The 15,757-nt window shown below is 55.2% G+C and carries 13 protein-coding genes; 4 read left to right on the top strand and 9 right to left on the bottom strand.

Annotated elements, in window-relative coordinates:
• Positions 1 to 49: 49 nt before the first annotated feature.
• Positions 50 to 976 (bottom strand): DNA-binding transcriptional regulator DsdC, encoded by a 927-nt coding sequence (dsdC, locus tag ACMYSN_RS14990; protein ID WP_123757015.1) that lies wholly within the window; start codon positions 974 to 976, stop codon positions 50 to 52.
• A gap of 225 nt (positions 977 to 1,201) precedes the next feature.
• Between dsdC and dsdX the strand changes: the two genes are divergently transcribed.
• Both dsdX and dsdA read left to right on the top strand, forming a co-directional pair.
• A complete protein-coding gene (gene dsdX, locus ACMYSN_RS14985) occupies positions 1,202 to 2,539 on the top strand; it encodes a D-serine transporter DsdX (RefSeq protein ID WP_462495332.1) in 1,338 nt (445 codons plus the stop codon).
• A gap of 17 nt (positions 2,540 to 2,556) precedes the next feature.
• Positions 2,557 to 3,885: a D-serine dehydratase gene (gene dsdA, locus ACMYSN_RS14980; protein WP_462495331.1), complete on the top strand. Its 1,329-nt coding sequence runs from the start codon at positions 2,557 to 2,559 to the stop codon at positions 3,883 to 3,885.
• Here the strand turns inward: dsdA and ACMYSN_RS14975 are convergent.
• The 5 genes from ACMYSN_RS14975 to ACMYSN_RS14955 all read right to left on the bottom strand — a co-directional run bounded on the left by ACMYSN_RS14975 (position 3,882) and on the right by ACMYSN_RS14955 (position 9,051).
• A complete protein-coding gene (locus ACMYSN_RS14975) occupies positions 3,882 to 5,018 on the bottom strand; it encodes an anaerobic sulfatase maturase (protein WP_462495330.1) in 1,137 nt (378 codons plus the stop codon). The two genes, dsdA and ACMYSN_RS14975, sit on opposite strands and share 4 nt — an antisense overlap.
• A complete protein-coding gene (locus tag ACMYSN_RS14970) occupies positions 5,018 to 5,380 on the bottom strand; it encodes a DUF202 domain-containing protein (protein ID WP_462495329.1) in 363 nt (120 codons plus the stop codon). The genes ACMYSN_RS14975 and ACMYSN_RS14970 overlap by 1 nt, the downstream gene beginning before the upstream one ends.
• Entirely contained in the window at positions 5,370 to 5,717 is a 348-nt protein-coding gene (locus ACMYSN_RS14965; protein ID WP_462498264.1) for a YidH family protein, read from the bottom strand. The genes ACMYSN_RS14970 and ACMYSN_RS14965 overlap by 11 nt, the downstream gene beginning before the upstream one ends.
• 125 nt (positions 5,718 to 5,842) lie before the next feature.
• Positions 5,843 to 7,336, bottom strand: a complete 1,494-nt coding sequence (locus tag ACMYSN_RS14960; protein WP_462495328.1) for an alkaline phosphatase family protein — start codon at positions 7,334 to 7,336, stop codon at positions 5,843 to 5,845.
• The gene (locus ACMYSN_RS14955; protein WP_462495327.1) at positions 7,333 to 9,051 is read right to left on the bottom strand and encodes an SLC5 family protein; all 1,719 of its coding nucleotides are present in this window, start codon (positions 9,049 to 9,051) and stop codon (positions 7,333 to 7,335) included. Before ACMYSN_RS14955 ends, ACMYSN_RS14960 begins: the two co-directional genes overlap by 4 nt.
• 170 nt (positions 9,052 to 9,221) lie before the next feature.
• On the opposite strand from ACMYSN_RS14955, the gene ACMYSN_RS14950 reads away from it, so the two are divergent.
• Complete coding sequence (locus ACMYSN_RS14950; protein ID WP_462495326.1) at positions 9,222 to 10,085, top strand: helix-turn-helix transcriptional regulator; 864 nt, start codon at positions 9,222 to 9,224, stop codon at positions 10,083 to 10,085.
• 45 nt (positions 10,086 to 10,130) lie between these two features.
• On the opposite strand, the gene ACMYSN_RS14945 is transcribed toward ACMYSN_RS14950, so the two are convergent.
• Positions 10,131 to 11,453 (bottom strand): 6-phospho-alpha-glucosidase, encoded by a 1,323-nt coding sequence (locus ACMYSN_RS14945; protein ID WP_123757007.1) that lies wholly within the window; start codon positions 11,451 to 11,453, stop codon positions 10,131 to 10,133.
• The gene (locus ACMYSN_RS14940; RefSeq protein ID WP_462495325.1) at positions 11,450 to 13,072 is read right to left on the bottom strand and encodes an alpha-glucoside-specific PTS transporter subunit IIBC; all 1,623 of its coding nucleotides are present in this window, start codon (positions 13,070 to 13,072) and stop codon (positions 11,450 to 11,452) included. The genes ACMYSN_RS14945 and ACMYSN_RS14940 overlap by 4 nt, the downstream gene beginning before the upstream one ends.
• Before the next feature lie 298 nt (positions 13,073 to 13,370).
• Between ACMYSN_RS14940 and ACMYSN_RS14935 the strand changes: the two genes are divergently transcribed.
• Positions 13,371 to 14,117, top strand: a complete 747-nt coding sequence (locus ACMYSN_RS14935) for a GntR family transcriptional regulator (protein ID WP_123757005.1) — start codon at positions 13,371 to 13,373, stop codon at positions 14,115 to 14,117.
• Here ACMYSN_RS14935 and ACMYSN_RS14930 read toward each other — a convergent pair.
• Positions 14,085 to 15,746, bottom strand: coding sequence for a putative transporter (locus ACMYSN_RS14930; RefSeq protein ID WP_123757004.1), 1,662 nt, complete (start codon positions 15,744 to 15,746; stop codon positions 14,085 to 14,087). The genes ACMYSN_RS14935 and ACMYSN_RS14930 overlap by 33 nt on opposite strands.
• Between the last annotated feature and the right edge of the window lie 11 nt (positions 15,747 to 15,757).

Raw genomic sequence — 15,757 nt, 5'->3', positions numbered from 1 at the left:
CGCCTGGCGTCTCCCCCGGATGACGGCATGAATGCCTTATCCGGGCTTCTCAGCGCACCTGGCTTTGCAGCCAGTGGATAAACGCCTCGATTTTTGGCCACTGACGGCCCGCCAGGGTCGTCACATAGTAGTGCTGATGGCACTTCAGCGTCATGTCACCAAAGGGAGCGATCAGTTCGCCGCTATCGATGCGCTTTTGCACCAGCCGTTTACGCCCCATCGCCACGCCGACATGGTTCATCGCCGCAATCACCGCTAAATCTGAACGATCGAAGCCAATCCCCGACGATTGCGGCAAATTGACCGCAAAATGCTGCGCCCAGCTAAACCACTCATCAGTGCCGGAGTCGTTGCTCCAGGCCTGGCGATCGTGCAGCAGCGTGCAATGCTGAAGATGCTCGGGGTGCTGCTGAAGCTGATGCTGACGGGCGTACTCCGCAGTACAAACCGGTACAATCGCCTCATCCATCAGAAAGTGGTGGGTGAGTTGCGATGAAGGTAAATCATCGAAATAGAGCGCCAGATCGATACCCGCGCGCTGCATATTGACGTTCTCGTTGCCGGTTAACACGGTCAGCGAGATGGACGGGTAGCGGCGAGTAAAATCCCCCAGCGCCGGAACCAGCCAGCATTGGGCAATCGACGGTCGCGAGTAAATGGTCAGGGTCCCGGACAGCTCCTGGTTTTTGATATCCAGAATCTCCTGGTTCAGGCTGTCCAGCGATGACTTCAGCGACCAGTAGACCCGCCGCCCTTCATGGGTTAACTCCACTTTGCGATGCGAGCGTACGAACAGCTGGATCCCCAGCTCCTCTTCCAGCTGATTTATCCGGTGACTCACCGCGCTGGGGGTGAGCGACAGCTCTTCCGCCGCCAGCGCAAAAGATTCATGCCGGGCGGCAACCTCGAAGGTATACAGTTTGGACAGCTGCCAGCCGTTCAGCAGCCGGTTGCCGATCTCTTTTCCCACATCCATCGTTCTTTTCCCTGCCGTTTTTACCGTCAATGGTAAGCAAAATGGCCACGTTGCGCTGGTTTAAAGATGAGAAAAAGTGACCCATAGCGCAAATACCTGGCTTTTTTAGACCTTAATCACCACTTTGATTCAATCTGATTCACCTGAAGCGCCATTTATATCGTTTGTCAGCCGGTGACGTTTTTCTGTTCAATAGCCCCATCTAATTCACAGGCGAGGTGGGGTATGGAATCTCAGATTTGGGTTGTGAGCACGCTACTCATCAGTATCGTGTTGATTGTACTAACTATCGTTAAGCTGAAATTTCACCCGTTTCTGGCACTGCTGTTAGCCAGTTTCTTCGTTGGCGCAATGATGGGCATGAGCCCGCTGGATATGGTCAACGCCATTGAAAACGGCATCGGTGGCACCCTCGGCTTCCTGGCGGCGGTGATCGGTCTCGGGACCATCCTCGGGAAAATGATGGAGATTTCAGGCGCCGCCGAGCGGATCGGCCTGACGCTCCAGCGCTGCCGCTGGCTATCGGTCGATGTCATCATGGTGCTGGTTGGCCTGATCTGCGGGATTACGCTGTTTGTCGAAGTGGGCGTGGTGCTGCTCATTCCGCTGGCCTTCTCCATCGCTAAAAAGACCCACACCTCCCTGCTGAAGCTGGCGATCCCGCTGTGCACCGCGTTAATGGCAGTGCATTGCGTGGTCCCGCCGCACCCGGCAGCGTTGTTCGTCGCCAACAAGCTCGGCGCCGATATCGGTACCGTGATTGTCTACGGCCTGCTGGTCGGGTTGATGGCTTCGCTGGTCGGCGGCCCGCTGTTCCTGAGACTGCTGGGTAATCGTCTGCCGTTCAAAGCGGTTCCCGCCGAGTTTTCAAATCTGGAAGTTCGTCAGGAAGAGACTCTGCCGTCCCTCGGCGCCACCCTGTTGACCATTCTGCTGCCGATTGCGCTGATGCTGGTGAAAACCGTGGCCGAGCTGAATATGACCCGGAGCGGCACGCTGTATATGCTGCTGGAGTTTATCGGCAACCCGATTACCGCCATGTTTATCGCCGTCTTTGTAGCCTACTACATCCTCGGCATCCGTCAGAATATGAGCATGGGCACGCTGCTGACCCACACTGAAAATGGCTTCGGCTCGATTGCCAATATCCTGCTGATCATCGGTGCCGGCGGCGCGTTTAACGCCATCCTGAAGAGCAGCGGCCTGGCCGATTCGCTGGCGGTGATTCTGTCGGGCATGCATATGCACCCGATTCTGCTGGCCTGGCTGGTGGCGCTGATTCTGCACGCGGCGGTCGGTTCGGCCACCGTCGCCATGATGGGAGCGACCGCTATCGTGGCGCCAATGCTGCCGCTGTACCCAGGCGTAAGCCCGGAGATCATCGCCATTGCTATTGGTTCCGGCGCAATTGGCTGCACGATCGTCACCGATTCCCTGTTCTGGCTGGTAAAACAGTACTGCGGTGCGAGCCTGAGTGAGACGTTCAAATACTATACAACGGCCACATTTATCGCATCCTTGCTTGCACTTGCCTGCACGTTCCTGCTTTCTTTCATCATCTGAGCGCAAAGAGACGTCATATGAAAAACGCTGACATGACCACATTAATCACCCGGTTCCCGCTGCTGCAGGAGCTGATCGACCTGAAAGAAACCGCCTGGTTTAACCCGGCCACCACCTCACTGGCAGAAGGCTTACCCTACGTCGGCCTGACCAGCGAAGATGTTGAGGATGCCCGTGCGCGGCTGGAGCGCTTTGCGCCTTATCTGGCGCAGGCCTTCCCGGAAACCGCCGCTACCGGCGGGATTATTGAATCCGAGCTGGTGGCGATCCCGGCGATGAAAGCGCGGCTGGAGCAGGCATTTTCCCAGGCCATCGACGGTGAACTGCTGTTGAAAAAAGACAGCCATCTGCCGGTTTCCGGCTCTATTAAAGCGCGCGGCGGAATTTATGAGGTCCTGACCCACGCGGAAAAACTGGTGCTGGAGGCGGGCCTGCTGACCACCGCAGATGACTACCGTCAGCTGCTGACGCCGGCGTTTAAACAGTTCTTTAGCCAGTACAGCATCGCCGTGGGATCGACTGGTAACCTCGGGATGTCGATCGGCATCATGAGCGCCCGTATCGGCTTTAAGGTCACGGTGCATATGTCGGCCGACGCCCGGGCGTGGAAAAAAGCGAAACTGCGCAGCCACGGCGTGACGGTGGTGGAGTACGAGCAGGATTACGGCGTTGCGGTTGAACAGGGACGTAAGGCGGCAGAGGCCGATCCCAACTGCTTCTTTATTGATGATGAAAACTCACGCACGCTGTTCCTCGGCTATGCCGTCGCCGGTGAGCGCCTGAAAGCGCAGTTCGCGCAACAGGGGCGCGTGGTCGATGCCGATCATCCGCTGTTTGTCTATCTGCCATGCGGCGTGGGCGGTGGCCCTGGCGGGGTAGCATTTGGCCTGAAGCTGGCATTCGGTGACCATGTTCACTGTTTCTTCGCCGAACCGACCCACTCCCCTTGCATGCTGTTGGGGGTTCATACCGGGCTACATGATGGTATTGCCGTCCAGGATCTCGGTATCGATAACCTGACCGCCGCCGATGGCCTGGCCGTTGGGCGCGCTTCCGGGTTTGTCGGCAGGGCGATGGAGCATCTGCTGGATGGCTTCTATACCCTCAGCGACCAGTCGATGTACGACATGCTGGGCTGGCTGGCGCAGGCCGAAAATATTCGCCTGGAGCCATCCGCTCTGGCGGGGATGGCCGGACCGCAGCGCGTCTGCGCCAGCAAGACTTATCAGCAGATGCACGGCTTCAGCGCCGGCCAGATGAACAATGCCACGCATCTGGTCTGGGCGACCGGCGGCGGCATGGTGCCGGAAGAGGAGATGGCGCAGTACCTGGCGAAAGGTCGCTAACGGTTTTCATCCAGGCCTTTGAGAAGGCCTGGAGATTCTCCCCGTTTTAATAACGCCATCAGCGTTGCCGGTGAACGATGTCGCTTAATCAAATCTCGCATCATCCGCATTGATGGCGCCGAGTGGTAAAAAAACGCCCGGTATCCCTCACACAGAACGCTTTTCCCTGCTGTCCGATGCTTTGGGCAATCGCCATGACAGAGGTGGCGAACCGGGCATCTCTGGCAGTCGTCGGACAGTGTGGCTTGTTTATACTGTCCGAATGCCCGCACGGCGTCGGTTTGATTGAGGCTGGAGATGGATGTCTGGTGAATATTGCCGAGTCGATATTGAGGATAAACATAGTGATCGCATTGATAGAGATCGCCATTGGCCTCCAGGGCAAACGCCTGCCCGCATACTTCTGCCAGCGAACACATCTGCGAAGGGTATCCGCACCAGACGCCCAGCGTTGAATCAAAAAGCTGAACGTATACGCGGCCAATATCTTCCCGGGCCCAAATATCAAATACCGTCTTCAAAAACGTCCCCCACTGCGCGGCGCTCACCGACTCAGGGTTATCGTGTTCAACCAACGGGATAAACTGCAAAAAAGGGGTACCCAGCTCGCGCAGATAACGATACAGCCGTTCCGGCTGCTGGCTGTTTTGCCGGTTGATGACGGTGAGTACATTGAATGAAACCCGATGGGCCCGCAGCTTCTCGATACCCGCCAGTACTTTATGATGTGTGGGGTGGCCGCGCCGGTTGACCCGATAGCGATCGTGCAGGTCCGCCGGACCATCCAATGAAATACCCACCAGCCAGCCCTGCTGATGGAAGAAACGGCACCACTCATCGTTGAGCAGCAGACCATTGGTCTGGAAGGTATTGTCGATGCGTTTACCCTGACTATAGTGCTGTTGTAACACCACCACGCGGCGGAAGAAATCCAGCCCGCACAGCGTTGGCTCGCCGCCTTGCCAGGCAAACTGTACCTCGGGTGCCGATTGCGCCGCGATATGCTGAGCCACAAACGCGTCGAGGGTCGCGTCATCCATGACCGGCTGTTGAGGTTTGTCGATATAAAAGCAGTAGCGGCAATCAAGATTGCAGCGCGAACTGGCAGGTTTAGCCATCACCTGACATCTCATCAGGAAAACTCCCTGAAAAACAGAATGATTTTACTTACATGGGATGCTGCAAACAGTACGGAGAGAGCAAACACAGCGAGGGCGATCAGCAGTTTGTCGCGCACGGAACGCGATTCGGAAAAGTCGCTTAGCGAGATATCCATCAACTGACGGTGTCGGGTATAACGCCAAAGCACAATTGTCGCCACGGCCAGCACGCCGAGCGTTATCCAAAAGAGCGTGCCTGCCTGCTGACCCTGATGCTTAATCGCCAGCACCATTAACGCGGCATAGCCCAAAAGGGTACGAAACCATGCCAGCGAGGTACGTTCCGGCTGTAATCCCGGATCGCTCTCTCTTCGCGCCCTACGCTTATCCGGCATACAGTACCAGGCCCATGACGGCCGCGGCGACAATCAGCAAAATCACACTGATAATCAACAACCCGCGGGTATAGGGAAGGTCCTCTTTCAGCCGCATCGCTTTTTCATTACGCAGCCAGCGGATATAGCCATAAATCGCCAGCCCGCCGGAAAACAGGCACAACAGCAGTGCAAGCACCTCACGAATCAGCGGAGTGGCAAAGTCTGGTGCCAGCTGATCCAGCCCAACGCCCGCGGCAAGAAAGCCCAGTGCGGTACGAATCCATGCCAGAAAAGTGCGTTCGTTCGCCAGTGAGAAACGATAGTCCGGCGCTTCGCCGAGGCGGGAAATATTCATCATAGCTCCTTGAGCGGCTCCCGTTTGTCTAACATGCCAGTCATCCTGGTGATTGGCATGATGATAGCAAAGAGAGCCGTTATTGGGCCGGGTCGCGCACTTTCGCCCGTGCCGCCAGACCACCATTAAAATTTCTGCGTTTTCTTTTCGACTTTCACCCCTTGCGTCGCAAGACCGGTATCGTAATCACGAACAACGGGCGAGTAGCCATCTTCAGGGCGAGGCCGAAAAGCGCCCATCCAGCGCGGCTGAGCATCCGGCCGCCAGGGTCGCAGGCTCCACTGATAGGTGCGGAACGGATCGCGTATTTTATCCATGTATTCCAGCAAGGCATCGTGCATCCGGCGACGAACGTCAGCGAGTTCAGGCGCATCAATCCGATTCTCTAACTCATCCGGGTCATTGATCCTGTCGTAAAGCTCATCGCTGGTAAACAGGTTAAGCACCAGTTTCCAGCGATCCGTCACCCAACAACGCACCGGAATAAAGCCGCCAAAGCTATCATGCTCGATTTCATACCGGTTGAACTCCACCATCACCCCGCGGGAGGCATCGACGTTCAGGATATTTTCACCTGGCAGGATATCCGGCTGGTCGATCCTCGCCAGCGCCAGCATGGTGGGCAGCAAATCAATATGACTGACTGGCGTGTCAATCTGCTGCGATGTCCCACGCGGAGGGCGCATAATCAAAGGGATACGCGTGATATCATCGTACATCGCCGCCCCTTTGCTGATTAGCCTGTGGGCACCCATCATCTCACCATGATCGGAAGTATAAATGACCCAGGTATTGTCACGCTGCTCAGGAGTTAACGCGTTGACGACTCTGCCTATCTGGTCGTCGACGAAATCATTGCAGGCAAAATAGAGCGGATGATGGTAGCTGCCATCTTCGCCCACCGGGGAAGGCATGGCCTGCGACCACAGGCGATGATGCTCCGGTTTGTCGTCCAGTGAGTCATGGGCTTTCGGCCCCAGCTGGTAGTAAAAATCCTGATACTTCTCCAGATAATCCACCGGGCAGGTAAACGGATGGTGCGGCTCATCATAAGAGACCACCATCAGGAAGGGCTCCTCAGCTCGAGCCGGCTGCTGCAGGAAGTCCACCGCCCGGTTACTGATGCGATGCGCCCAGGTAAAAGTTTCATCGATATTATTGGCCTGCAGGTCTTCGACACTGTTCAGCCCATTGCGCCACAGGCTGATCTCTTGCTCTGTCAGCTCTGCGAGATAATTCGCACCGTCAAACCAGTAGTCACGATCCCATTCCGGCGGACAGTCGCCGGTTCCGAAATAATCATGGCCATCAAGATGCCATTTGCCGATATAGCAGGTGTGATAGCCCGCATCTTTGAAATAGCGCCCCATTGTGGAGATATTTTTCCCCGGTGCGACGTTGTTTGTCCACGGACCGGACTGACTGGCATAAATACCGGTAAACAGCCCCGCACGAGCAGGCGTGCAGACCGGCGAGCAGGTATAGGCGGAATTAAAGCGGATCCCTTCCGCGGCCAGGTTATCAATATTGTTGGTATTTAGTGGCTTACCGCTATAACAGCCCACCATATTGGTCGCCTGTGTATCGGTCATAATGAATAAAAAATTGGGGCGACTCATGATTTTTCCTTAATGTCAGTGGCTGAGGGGGTTGTCGGGACGGTGCCGCGTGTACGCCAATGGCTATAAATCAGATACATCACCACTGCCGCCGTGATGGTGTAGCTGCTCACCGCCAGCCAGCGTGTGCTGTACCCGCCAAATTCAGCCAGTCCGGCGTAAACACCAATCATGGCGAACAGAATACCGACGGAGGCAATCTTCACATGCCGCCACGGCTGCATATCGACGGCGAAAGCGTCATGAAATTTGAATGGCGTGGCGCGCGGCTTAATAATGCCGATCACCAGCATCACTACGACATTGATACAGAACGTACAGGCCAGAACGTAGAGAAAGTGGAAATCAAACTTCACCAGGTAGTTGATGGTGATGTAGCTGACAATCCCCAGCCCCATCGCCACTTTGGCGGCAATGGCCGGGATGCGTGGGAAAAAGAATCCCATGATAATGATCGTAACCAGCGGAACGTTATAAACCCCGTTAAGTTGTTTCATCCAGCTGTACAATCCCTGCGGCGCATTGGCGATCCACGGGGCAACGATCACGGAAATCACGGCGATGAAAAGACCAAACTTGCGCCCAACGCTCACCAACCGATCCGGCTGGGCATCCTGGTTGATGATGCGGCGATAAATACCCATGCTGAACAGGGTGCTGGCGCTGTTTAAAAAGCCGTTGAAGGTACTGATGACCGCGCCAAATAACACGGCACCGAAAAAGCCCACCAGCGGTAGCGGCAACACCTTGTTGACCAGTGTCGGATAGGCCATATCGGCACTCGGCAGATCCTGGTAGAGATGAAAAGCAATTAACCCAGGGAGCACCAGAATGAGCGGGTCGAGCATTTTCAGTACGGCGGTCAGCAGTGCCCCTTTCTGCCCTTCAGCCAGACTTTTTGACGCCAACGTACGCTGAACAATCCCCTGATTCGTACACCAGTAGAAGGTATTGACCAGAATCAGGCCCGTGAACGCCGCGCCAAACGGTAGCGGGTCGGTGCTGCTGCCGATTGAGTTGAGTTTTTCGGCGTGCACGGTGGTCAACTGCACGATGCCTTCAGAAAAGCTCCCTTTCCCCATGACGATAAGCCCGAACACCGGCACCATCAGACCGCCAATCACCAGACCAATTCCGTTAATGGAATCGGCAATCGCCATGGCACGCATTCCGCCGATCACGGCATAGACAATCCCGGCCAACCCCAACAAAATAACCAGCAGCCAGATAGCCGCACCCTGCGCCAGCCCCAAGGATTCGCCAATATGAAACAGGCTGTTCAGCGCCAGTGCGCCGGAGTAGAGAACAATAGGTAAGAAACACACGCCGGTTGCTATCAGAAAACAGCAGTCGATAATAATACGGGTGGTTTTATCGTACCGCTCTTCAAGAAAGTCCGGGATCGTCGCGATGCCTCGCTGCAAATAGCGCGGCAAAAAGATCAGTGCCAGGAAGATCAACGTGACCGCCGAGGTCACTTCCCAGCCCATCACCGACATACCGCTTTTATAGGCCTGGCCGGATAATCCAACTAGTTGCTCGGTTGACAGGTTGGTTAACATCAGTGATGCGGCAATGACCGGTGCCTTCAGCGAACGTCCGGCAAGAAAATAACCTTGCTGTGAACCGGTATCCGTTTTTCTTACCTTTAACCAGGTAATGATAGCCACCAGCAGAGTAAAACCAACAAAGCTCAAAATTTGTATCGTATTCATCTTGTAGCCCTTGTTTATCATTATATCCCGGGGCTATCAGGTACAGGAGAATAGCTTATCCGGGTAAGGCGTTGAGATTAATAAAGTCAATGCAATGTATCCCTGAAGGGCTCTCTTTTGCTAAAGTCACCGTTCAGGTTACTGGCATCATTCGCTGATGGGATTTTAAAATGAATGGAAAAATACATATTTCGCATGTAAAAAACGAAACCACGTATAACATCCCATTAGTTCTGGAAGAAAATGTGATCTCAAGCGGGATTTCCCTGATCTCACTGTGGCATACCCTGGCGGATGAAAACTACCGTGTGAGCTGGCCACGAGATAAAAAGAAACCGCTAATAGCGAACTCGTGGGTGGCGATATATACCCTTCAGGGGTGCGGAAAAATAATTCTGAAAGATAATTCTCAAATTACTCTGAATGGGAACTGCGTCATATTTTTAAAACCAACGGATATAAAATCCTATCACTGCGCCGGCTTAATTTGGGAACAGTACTGGATGGAGTTTATCCCCACAACGCTGATGCCACTTCCAATATTTCAAACCGCAACAATTTATAATGGCAATGTATTTAATAGAGAACTCAGCGAAGTGGCAGCATTGATTACCGAAAGCGATCCGCTAAAGAATAATCTGGCTGTCGCCTACCTCACTAAAATAATCTATCAGTGGATTTGCCTGATTGCCGAAAATGGTAATAAAGATCGCCAGTTGCAAAAGCTGGAAAATCTGATTGCCACGCTACATGCCAACCCGCAAAAGCGCTGGAGCGTAGCCGATATGGCTGATGCCATGCAGTGTAGCGAGCCCTGGTTACGACGCCTGTTCTTGCGCCATACCGGAAAAACACCGAAAGAATATTACCTCAATGCGCAACTGGAGCTGGCGCAGTCGTTATTGAAGCAAGAGGGAAGCTCGGTGAGTAAGGTCGCAGGAATGCTCAACTTCTTTGACTCTTTTCATTTCAGCAAGGCGTTTAAGCGTCGCTTTGGCTACGCGCCGTCGGAAGTACTCAATCGGAGGTGCTAATAATGAATGACCGGCACCCGATGGATGCCGGTCAGCGCTGGAGGGTTAGTGCAGTTCCGGCCAGTAGTCTTTGTTGGCCTCAATCAGGTCGTCGAGAATCGCTTTAGCGACGGAAGCGCTCGGCACGGTTTTCGACAGCGTAATCGCCTGCCACAGTTTGTGGTAGGAGCGATGCTCCCAGGCATCAACCACCAGTTTCTCTACCGCGACCTGCTGGCTCATCATCCCTTTCTGGAAGTTCGGGATATCGCCGACGGTCAGCGGTTCCGGGCCGTTGTGGCCGACCAGGCACGGAATCTCCACCATCGCATCGGCGTCAAAGTTATGGATAGCGCCATTGTTCGGCACAATCAGCAGCATGCGCTCCTGGGTGTTGAAGGCAATGGCGGTCGCCAGATCCACAATGTAGGAGGCGTGCTCATCGATCTCCAGGTCACCGGCGGAAGACTGCCCCGCGGCAATAATCGAACGGCAGGCGCTGAAGACATTTTTCTCGCGGTGATCCATCACCTCGTTAGCACGGGTACGCGCCGGGTTGGAGTGCTCGACGACGTAATCCGGGAACAGGTAGTACTTCAGGTAGGTGTTCGGCATGGTGTCCGGATCCAGCGCCTGTACATCTTTGGCCTTGGCGAAGGTGTCGTTCCAGCTGGCCTCGGTGTGCGGATCGTTAGATGGCGGAACATAGCCAAATTTCGCCACATGTTCCCGCAGTTTCGGCATCAAATCGTTCCCTTGCAGGTCTTCAATTGAGGTCCACCAGCCGAAGTGGTTCAGGCCGTAGTAGCGCACGCGCATCTGTTTACGGTCTTTCAGGCCGACGATTTGCGCCATCCGCCCTTCAATGCCGATCGGCATATCACAGATATTGAGGATTTTTGCATTCGGACGCAGACGACGGGTGGCTTCCGCCACGATAGCCGCCGGGTTGGAATAGTTCAGCATCCACGCGTTCGGCGAATATTTTTGCATATAGTCCACCAGTTCCAGCACGCCGCCGATAGAGCGCATACCGTAAGCGATGCCGCCAGGTCCGCAGGTCTCCTGGCCCAGCACGCCGTGGCGCAGCGGGATCTTCTCATCTTTTTCACGCATCGGATATTTGCCGACGCGGATATGCGCCATCACAAAATCGACATCGGTAAAGGCCGCCTGCGGGTCGGTGGTGTAGCTGAATTCGATATCCGGCGCCTGCTCTTTGAGGATCACCTTACACGCTTCGGCGATGGTCTCCTGACGCGCGCCGTCGTTGTCATAAAATTTCAGTGCCCGCAGCGGAAAACGGTCCTGGTTTGCTAACAACATCAAAACGATACCCGGTGTGAAGGTACTGCCGCCGCCTGCGATAACAACTGAGAATTTTTTCATGATACTGCCTCCGTCATGGTGGTTTGTTCGGTCTGTAGAGAATCTTTCATCAGGGATTCCAGCTGGTCGCGCACCTGGGGAACATGCAGGCCAACGATGACCTGAATCCCGTTGCCGCGCCGCACGACCCCGTGTGCGCCCAGCGCTTTAAAGACGTCGTCGCTTTGTGTTTTTGCCATATCAACCAGCGTGATACGCAGTCGGGTGGCGCAGTTGTTGACGCTTTCGATGTTGCTCGCGCCGCCCAGCGCCTGCAGGAAACCTGCGGCCTGGCCTAATTTGGATTCCGTCGCGCCTGCCGCGCTGGTCTTGCCGCGCGCCGCCTGATAGTCCGCTTTGCTGTAAAGTTTGATTTCGCTCTCTTCGCGACCCGGGGTCTTCAGGTTGAAATGCAGGATCAGGCTGCGGAAGATAACGAAGTAGAGCGCGGTGAAGCACACCCCGATACCGATCTGGATGAACATCATCGAAGCGTGGTTGTGGAACATCGGGATCCAGTTTTGCGGCAGGAACTGGTCCAGCAGACCGCCGCCAAAGTTGCCGACGACTCCGCACATATACATCACCGTCGCCATGGTCGCGGCCAGCACCGCATGGACGGCAAACAGCAGTGGAGAGATAAACAGGAAGGTGAACTCCAGCGGCTCGGTAATCCCCACCAGCATCGCGGTCAGCGTCGCCGGGATCAGCAGGCCGGCCACCTTGACGCGGTTTTCAGGTGCGGCGGTAAAGTAGAGCGCCAGCGCAATCCCGACGGAACCAAAGACCTTGGAGTTGCCATGCAGGGCGAAGCCGCCTTCCGGGAACAGTGCTTTCAGCGGTTCAGTGCTCTGGCTGAATTCCTGCAGATGTTGTGCCCAGTACACCTGGATACCGCCTTCCACCACCGCCGGGCCGAAAATAAACGGTCCGTAGACAAAGTGATGTAAGCCGGTTGGGATCAGAATACGCTCAAGGAAAATATAGACCCAGACTCCCAACGCCCCGGCTGAGCGTAAAAAAGCCTGCAGAGATTCAATGCCCATCTGCACTTTTGGCCAACCCAATAACGTTAACCAGGCGCAGGGGATCATCGCCAGGAAGGCCACAATGACGACAAACGAGGAGCCCTGGAAAATACCGAGGAAAACCGGCAGCGGTTTATCAAAATAGCGGTTATGGAGTGCCGTGACGATCCCGGAAATAACGATCGCACCGATAATACTGGTATCCAGTGTTTTAATACCGGCAATCATCGTCAGGCCGCTTCCGGCGGTCGGGTCAGCCGTAAAGTCGACGCCGAAAAAATGCCCCCAGGTCATCCCCATGGCATTAATGAAGTAGTTCCAGGTCAGGAAACTCACCAGCACCGCCAGACAGGCGCGGCCCTGAGCCTGCTTTGCAAGACCAATGGGTAAGCCAACGGCAAAAATCAGCGGCATATTACGAAATACTGTCCAGCCGCCTTCTTCAATAATGTGAACAATTTGCGCAAATAAACTATCAGGAGCGGTCAGCGCTTCACCGACGAACATCGGGTTGCGCAGCATAATGGCAATACCGACCACGATCCCGGCGAAAGGAAAGAGTAAAACCGGGGTAAACATGGCGCCGCCAAAACGTTGTATTTGACTGAGCATTTTAAAATCCTCATAGAGCAACCAGTAGGGTAAGAGGCCTTATTTGTCTTGAGTATCGGCCTAAAGCGAGAATAGGAATTTACTGGACTGGCGACATGCAATGGCGGTGCGATTCGTGATCGCTTTCATGGTTTTAATTACAGCAATGTTGTCTACTTTTGATGTGAAAAATAGACATGATGAATAACGCCCACTATCGCTTTGGGAACACCAATTCATAGCTTGATGTATTACGTGTGTTTTTTGACCACTTCTATCCATTCACACACCGTTAAAAAAGCGGGACAGAGGTCTACTGGTGATCTACAAATCCATTGCAGACAGATTGCGCCTTCGGCTGAATTCCTCCGATTTCAATATCGGCAGTCCGCTTCCGGGTGAGAAAAAGCTGGCGGAAGAGTTCGGCGTGGCGCGGATGACCATCCGTAAGGCGATCGAGCTGCTGATTAGCTGGGGGCTGGTGGTGCGCCGTCATGGCTCAGGTACCTATGTCGCCCGCAAAGACGTACACCACGAGACCACCAACCTCACCGGGCTTGCCGAAGTGCTGCATAAACAGGGGAAAGAGGTGGTGAGCCAGGTGTTGATCTTCGAAGTGATGCCGGCACCACCGGCTATCGCCAGCCAGCTGCGCATCCAGATTAACGAGCGGATCTACTTCTCGCGCCGGGTGCGCTACGTGGACGGAAAACCGCTGATGCTGGAGGACAGCTATATGCCGGTCAAACTGTTCCGCAACCTGTCGCTGATCCATCTGGAGGGGTCGAAATTTGATTACATTGAAAAAGAGTGCGGGATCACCATAAGCGGTAACTACGAGAGCCTGACACCGGTCCTCGCCGACAAGCAGCTGGCCCGGTCGATGAACGTGCAGGAGCAGACGCCGCTGCTGCGTATTACCTCCCTGTCTTATAGCGATAGCGGCGAGTTTCTCAACTATTCGGTGATGTTCCGTAACGCCAGCGAATATCAGGTGGACTACCATCTGCGGCGCGCCCACCTGGATACCCCACTAACTCATCCCCCAGAACAACACGGCCAGTAGCTGCGGCGTGATAATGCGTAAAAACATCACCAGCGGGTAGACAGTGGCATAAGACAGCGCCGCCGCGCCGCTGGTGGCGTGCAGGTTATTGGCGAAAGCCAGCGCCGGTGGGTCGGTCATCGAACCGGCCAGCATGCCGCACAGGGTCAGATAGTTCATCTTCATCAGCAATCGCGCCAGGATCCCCACCGTCAGCAGCGGTATGGCAGTAATAAAAATGCCGTAGGCAATCCAGCTGACCCCATCACCTTCCGTCAGCGTGGCGACAAAATCACCACCGGACTTCAGCCCAACCACCGCGAGAAACAGCACGATCCCCAGTTCACGCAGCGCCAGGTTGGCGCTCGGTGGCATAAACCAGTAGAGCTTGCCGATGCTGCCGATTCGCCCGAGGATCAGCGCCATAATCAGCGGCCCGCCGGCTAGCCCCAGCTTCAGCGCCACCGGGAAGCCGGGAATAAACAGCGGCACTGAGCCAAGCAGCACCCCCAGGCCGATGCCGATAAAGACCGGCAGCATCTGCACCTGCTGCAGTTTTTGCTGGGCGTTGCCCAGTTCGGCGGCAACCGCATCAATCGCTTCCGGGCGTCCCACCAGGTTGAGGATATCGCCAAACTGCAGGCTGGCATTGCTGCTGGCCACCAGCTCCACCCCGGCACGATTGAGGCGCGAAATCACCACGTCATAACGCTGTTTAAAATGCAGATCGCGGATTCGCTTGCCGAGCACTTTCTCGTTGGTCACCACCACCCGTTCAACTTTCAGGTCGGTACCACGGGTTGAAAGGGAGGTTGCCACTTCCATCCCGATGACCAGCTGCGCGTTGTGTAAATCCGCCGGGTGCCCCACCAGGTGCAGGAGGTCGCCGGTCTGAATGAGGGTGGTCGGCGCGGGCACCATCAGCAGCTCATCGCGCTTGAGGCGAGAGCAAATCAGCTTGTCGCTATTGAGCATCGGCACGTCCTGAATCGCCATATTATTCAGGTTAGGGTTCTCAACGCGGACGTTGATGGTTTGCAGCGCCGAATGGCCGTTTCCGCTGCTTTCATCAAACTGTTGGGCCTCTTTTTCAACATTAATGCGAAAGAACAGGCGCACCAGCCACATGGTCAGCAAAATCCCGCAGATGCCGAACGGATAGGCCATGGCGTAGCTCATCCCCATCTGATCGACCACGTCGAACGGTACGCCAAGGTCGCGCAGAATCTGCTGTCCGGCCCCGAGCGCAGGGGTGTTGGTCACCGCGCCGGAGAAAATCCCCAGCACCACCGGCAGCGGGATCTGAAAAAGCTTGTGCAGTATAGCGGTGACCAGCCCACCGAGGATGACGATCAGGATAGCGAAGAGGTTGAGCCGCAGCCCGGAGACGCGAAGCGAGGCGAAGAACCCCGGCCCCACCTGAATACCGATGGTATACACGAAGAGGATCAGGCCAAATTCCTGGATGAAGTGGAGCATCGGGTTGCTGAGAGCAATCCCCGCCTGATCCACAAAGTGGCCAACGATAATGCCGCCAAACAGCACACCGCCAATCCCAAAGCCGACGCCGCGGATTTTGACACTGCCGATCCACAACCCGACAACCGCCACCAGCGCCAGTACGCTGACGGTCAATGCTATATCACTCATCGCCTGCTCCC

Origin of the sequence: Klebsiella sp. R445, from assembly GCF_051131755.1 — a bacterium.
Taxonomy (GTDB): Bacteria; Pseudomonadota; Gammaproteobacteria; order Enterobacterales; family Enterobacteriaceae; genus Klebsiella; species Klebsiella lignicola.
Note: the sequence above shows the minus strand (reverse complement) of the source record. Positions and strands in the feature narration are given on the sequence as shown.

What these genes read in the sequence shown, in the direction of transcription:
- dsdC (WP_123757015.1), bottom strand. Translation starts at nt 976, where the DNA reads ATGGATGTGGGAAAAGAGATCGGCAACCGGCTGCTGAACGGCTGGCAG.
- dsdX (WP_462495332.1), top strand. Translation starts at nt 1,202, where the DNA reads ATGGAATCTCAGATTTGGGTTGTGAGCACGCTACTCATCAGTATCGTG.
- dsdA (WP_462495331.1), top strand. Translation starts at nt 2,557, where the DNA reads ATGAAAAACGCTGACATGACCACATTAATCACCCGGTTCCCGCTGCTG.
- ACMYSN_RS14975 (WP_462495330.1), bottom strand. Translation starts at nt 5,018, where the DNA reads ATGAGATGTCAGGTGATGGCTAAACCTGCCAGTTCGCGCTGCAATCTT.
- ACMYSN_RS14970 (WP_462495329.1), bottom strand. Translation starts at nt 5,380, where the DNA reads ATGCCGGATAAGCGTAGGGCGCGAAGAGAGAGCGATCCGGGATTACAG.
- ACMYSN_RS14965 (WP_462498264.1), bottom strand. Translation starts at nt 5,717, where the DNA reads ATGAATATTTCCCGCCTCGGCGAAGCGCCGGACTATCGTTTCTCACTG.
- ACMYSN_RS14960 (WP_462495328.1), bottom strand. Translation starts at nt 7,336, where the DNA reads ATGAGTCGCCCCAATTTTTTATTCATTATGACCGATACACAGGCGACC.
- ACMYSN_RS14955 (WP_462495327.1), bottom strand. Translation starts at nt 9,051, where the DNA reads ATGAATACGATACAAATTTTGAGCTTTGTTGGTTTTACTCTGCTGGTG.
- ACMYSN_RS14950 (WP_462495326.1), top strand. Translation starts at nt 9,222, where the DNA reads ATGAATGGAAAAATACATATTTCGCATGTAAAAAACGAAACCACGTAT.
- ACMYSN_RS14945 (WP_123757007.1), bottom strand. Translation starts at nt 11,453, where the DNA reads ATGAAAAAATTCTCAGTTGTTATCGCAGGCGGCGGCAGTACCTTCACA.
- ACMYSN_RS14940 (WP_462495325.1), bottom strand. Translation starts at nt 13,072, where the DNA reads ATGCTCAGTCAAATACAACGTTTTGGCGGCGCCATGTTTACCCCGGTT.
- ACMYSN_RS14930 (WP_123757004.1), bottom strand. Translation starts at nt 15,746, where the DNA reads ATGAGTGATATAGCATTGACCGTCAGCGTACTGGCGCTGGTGGCGGTT.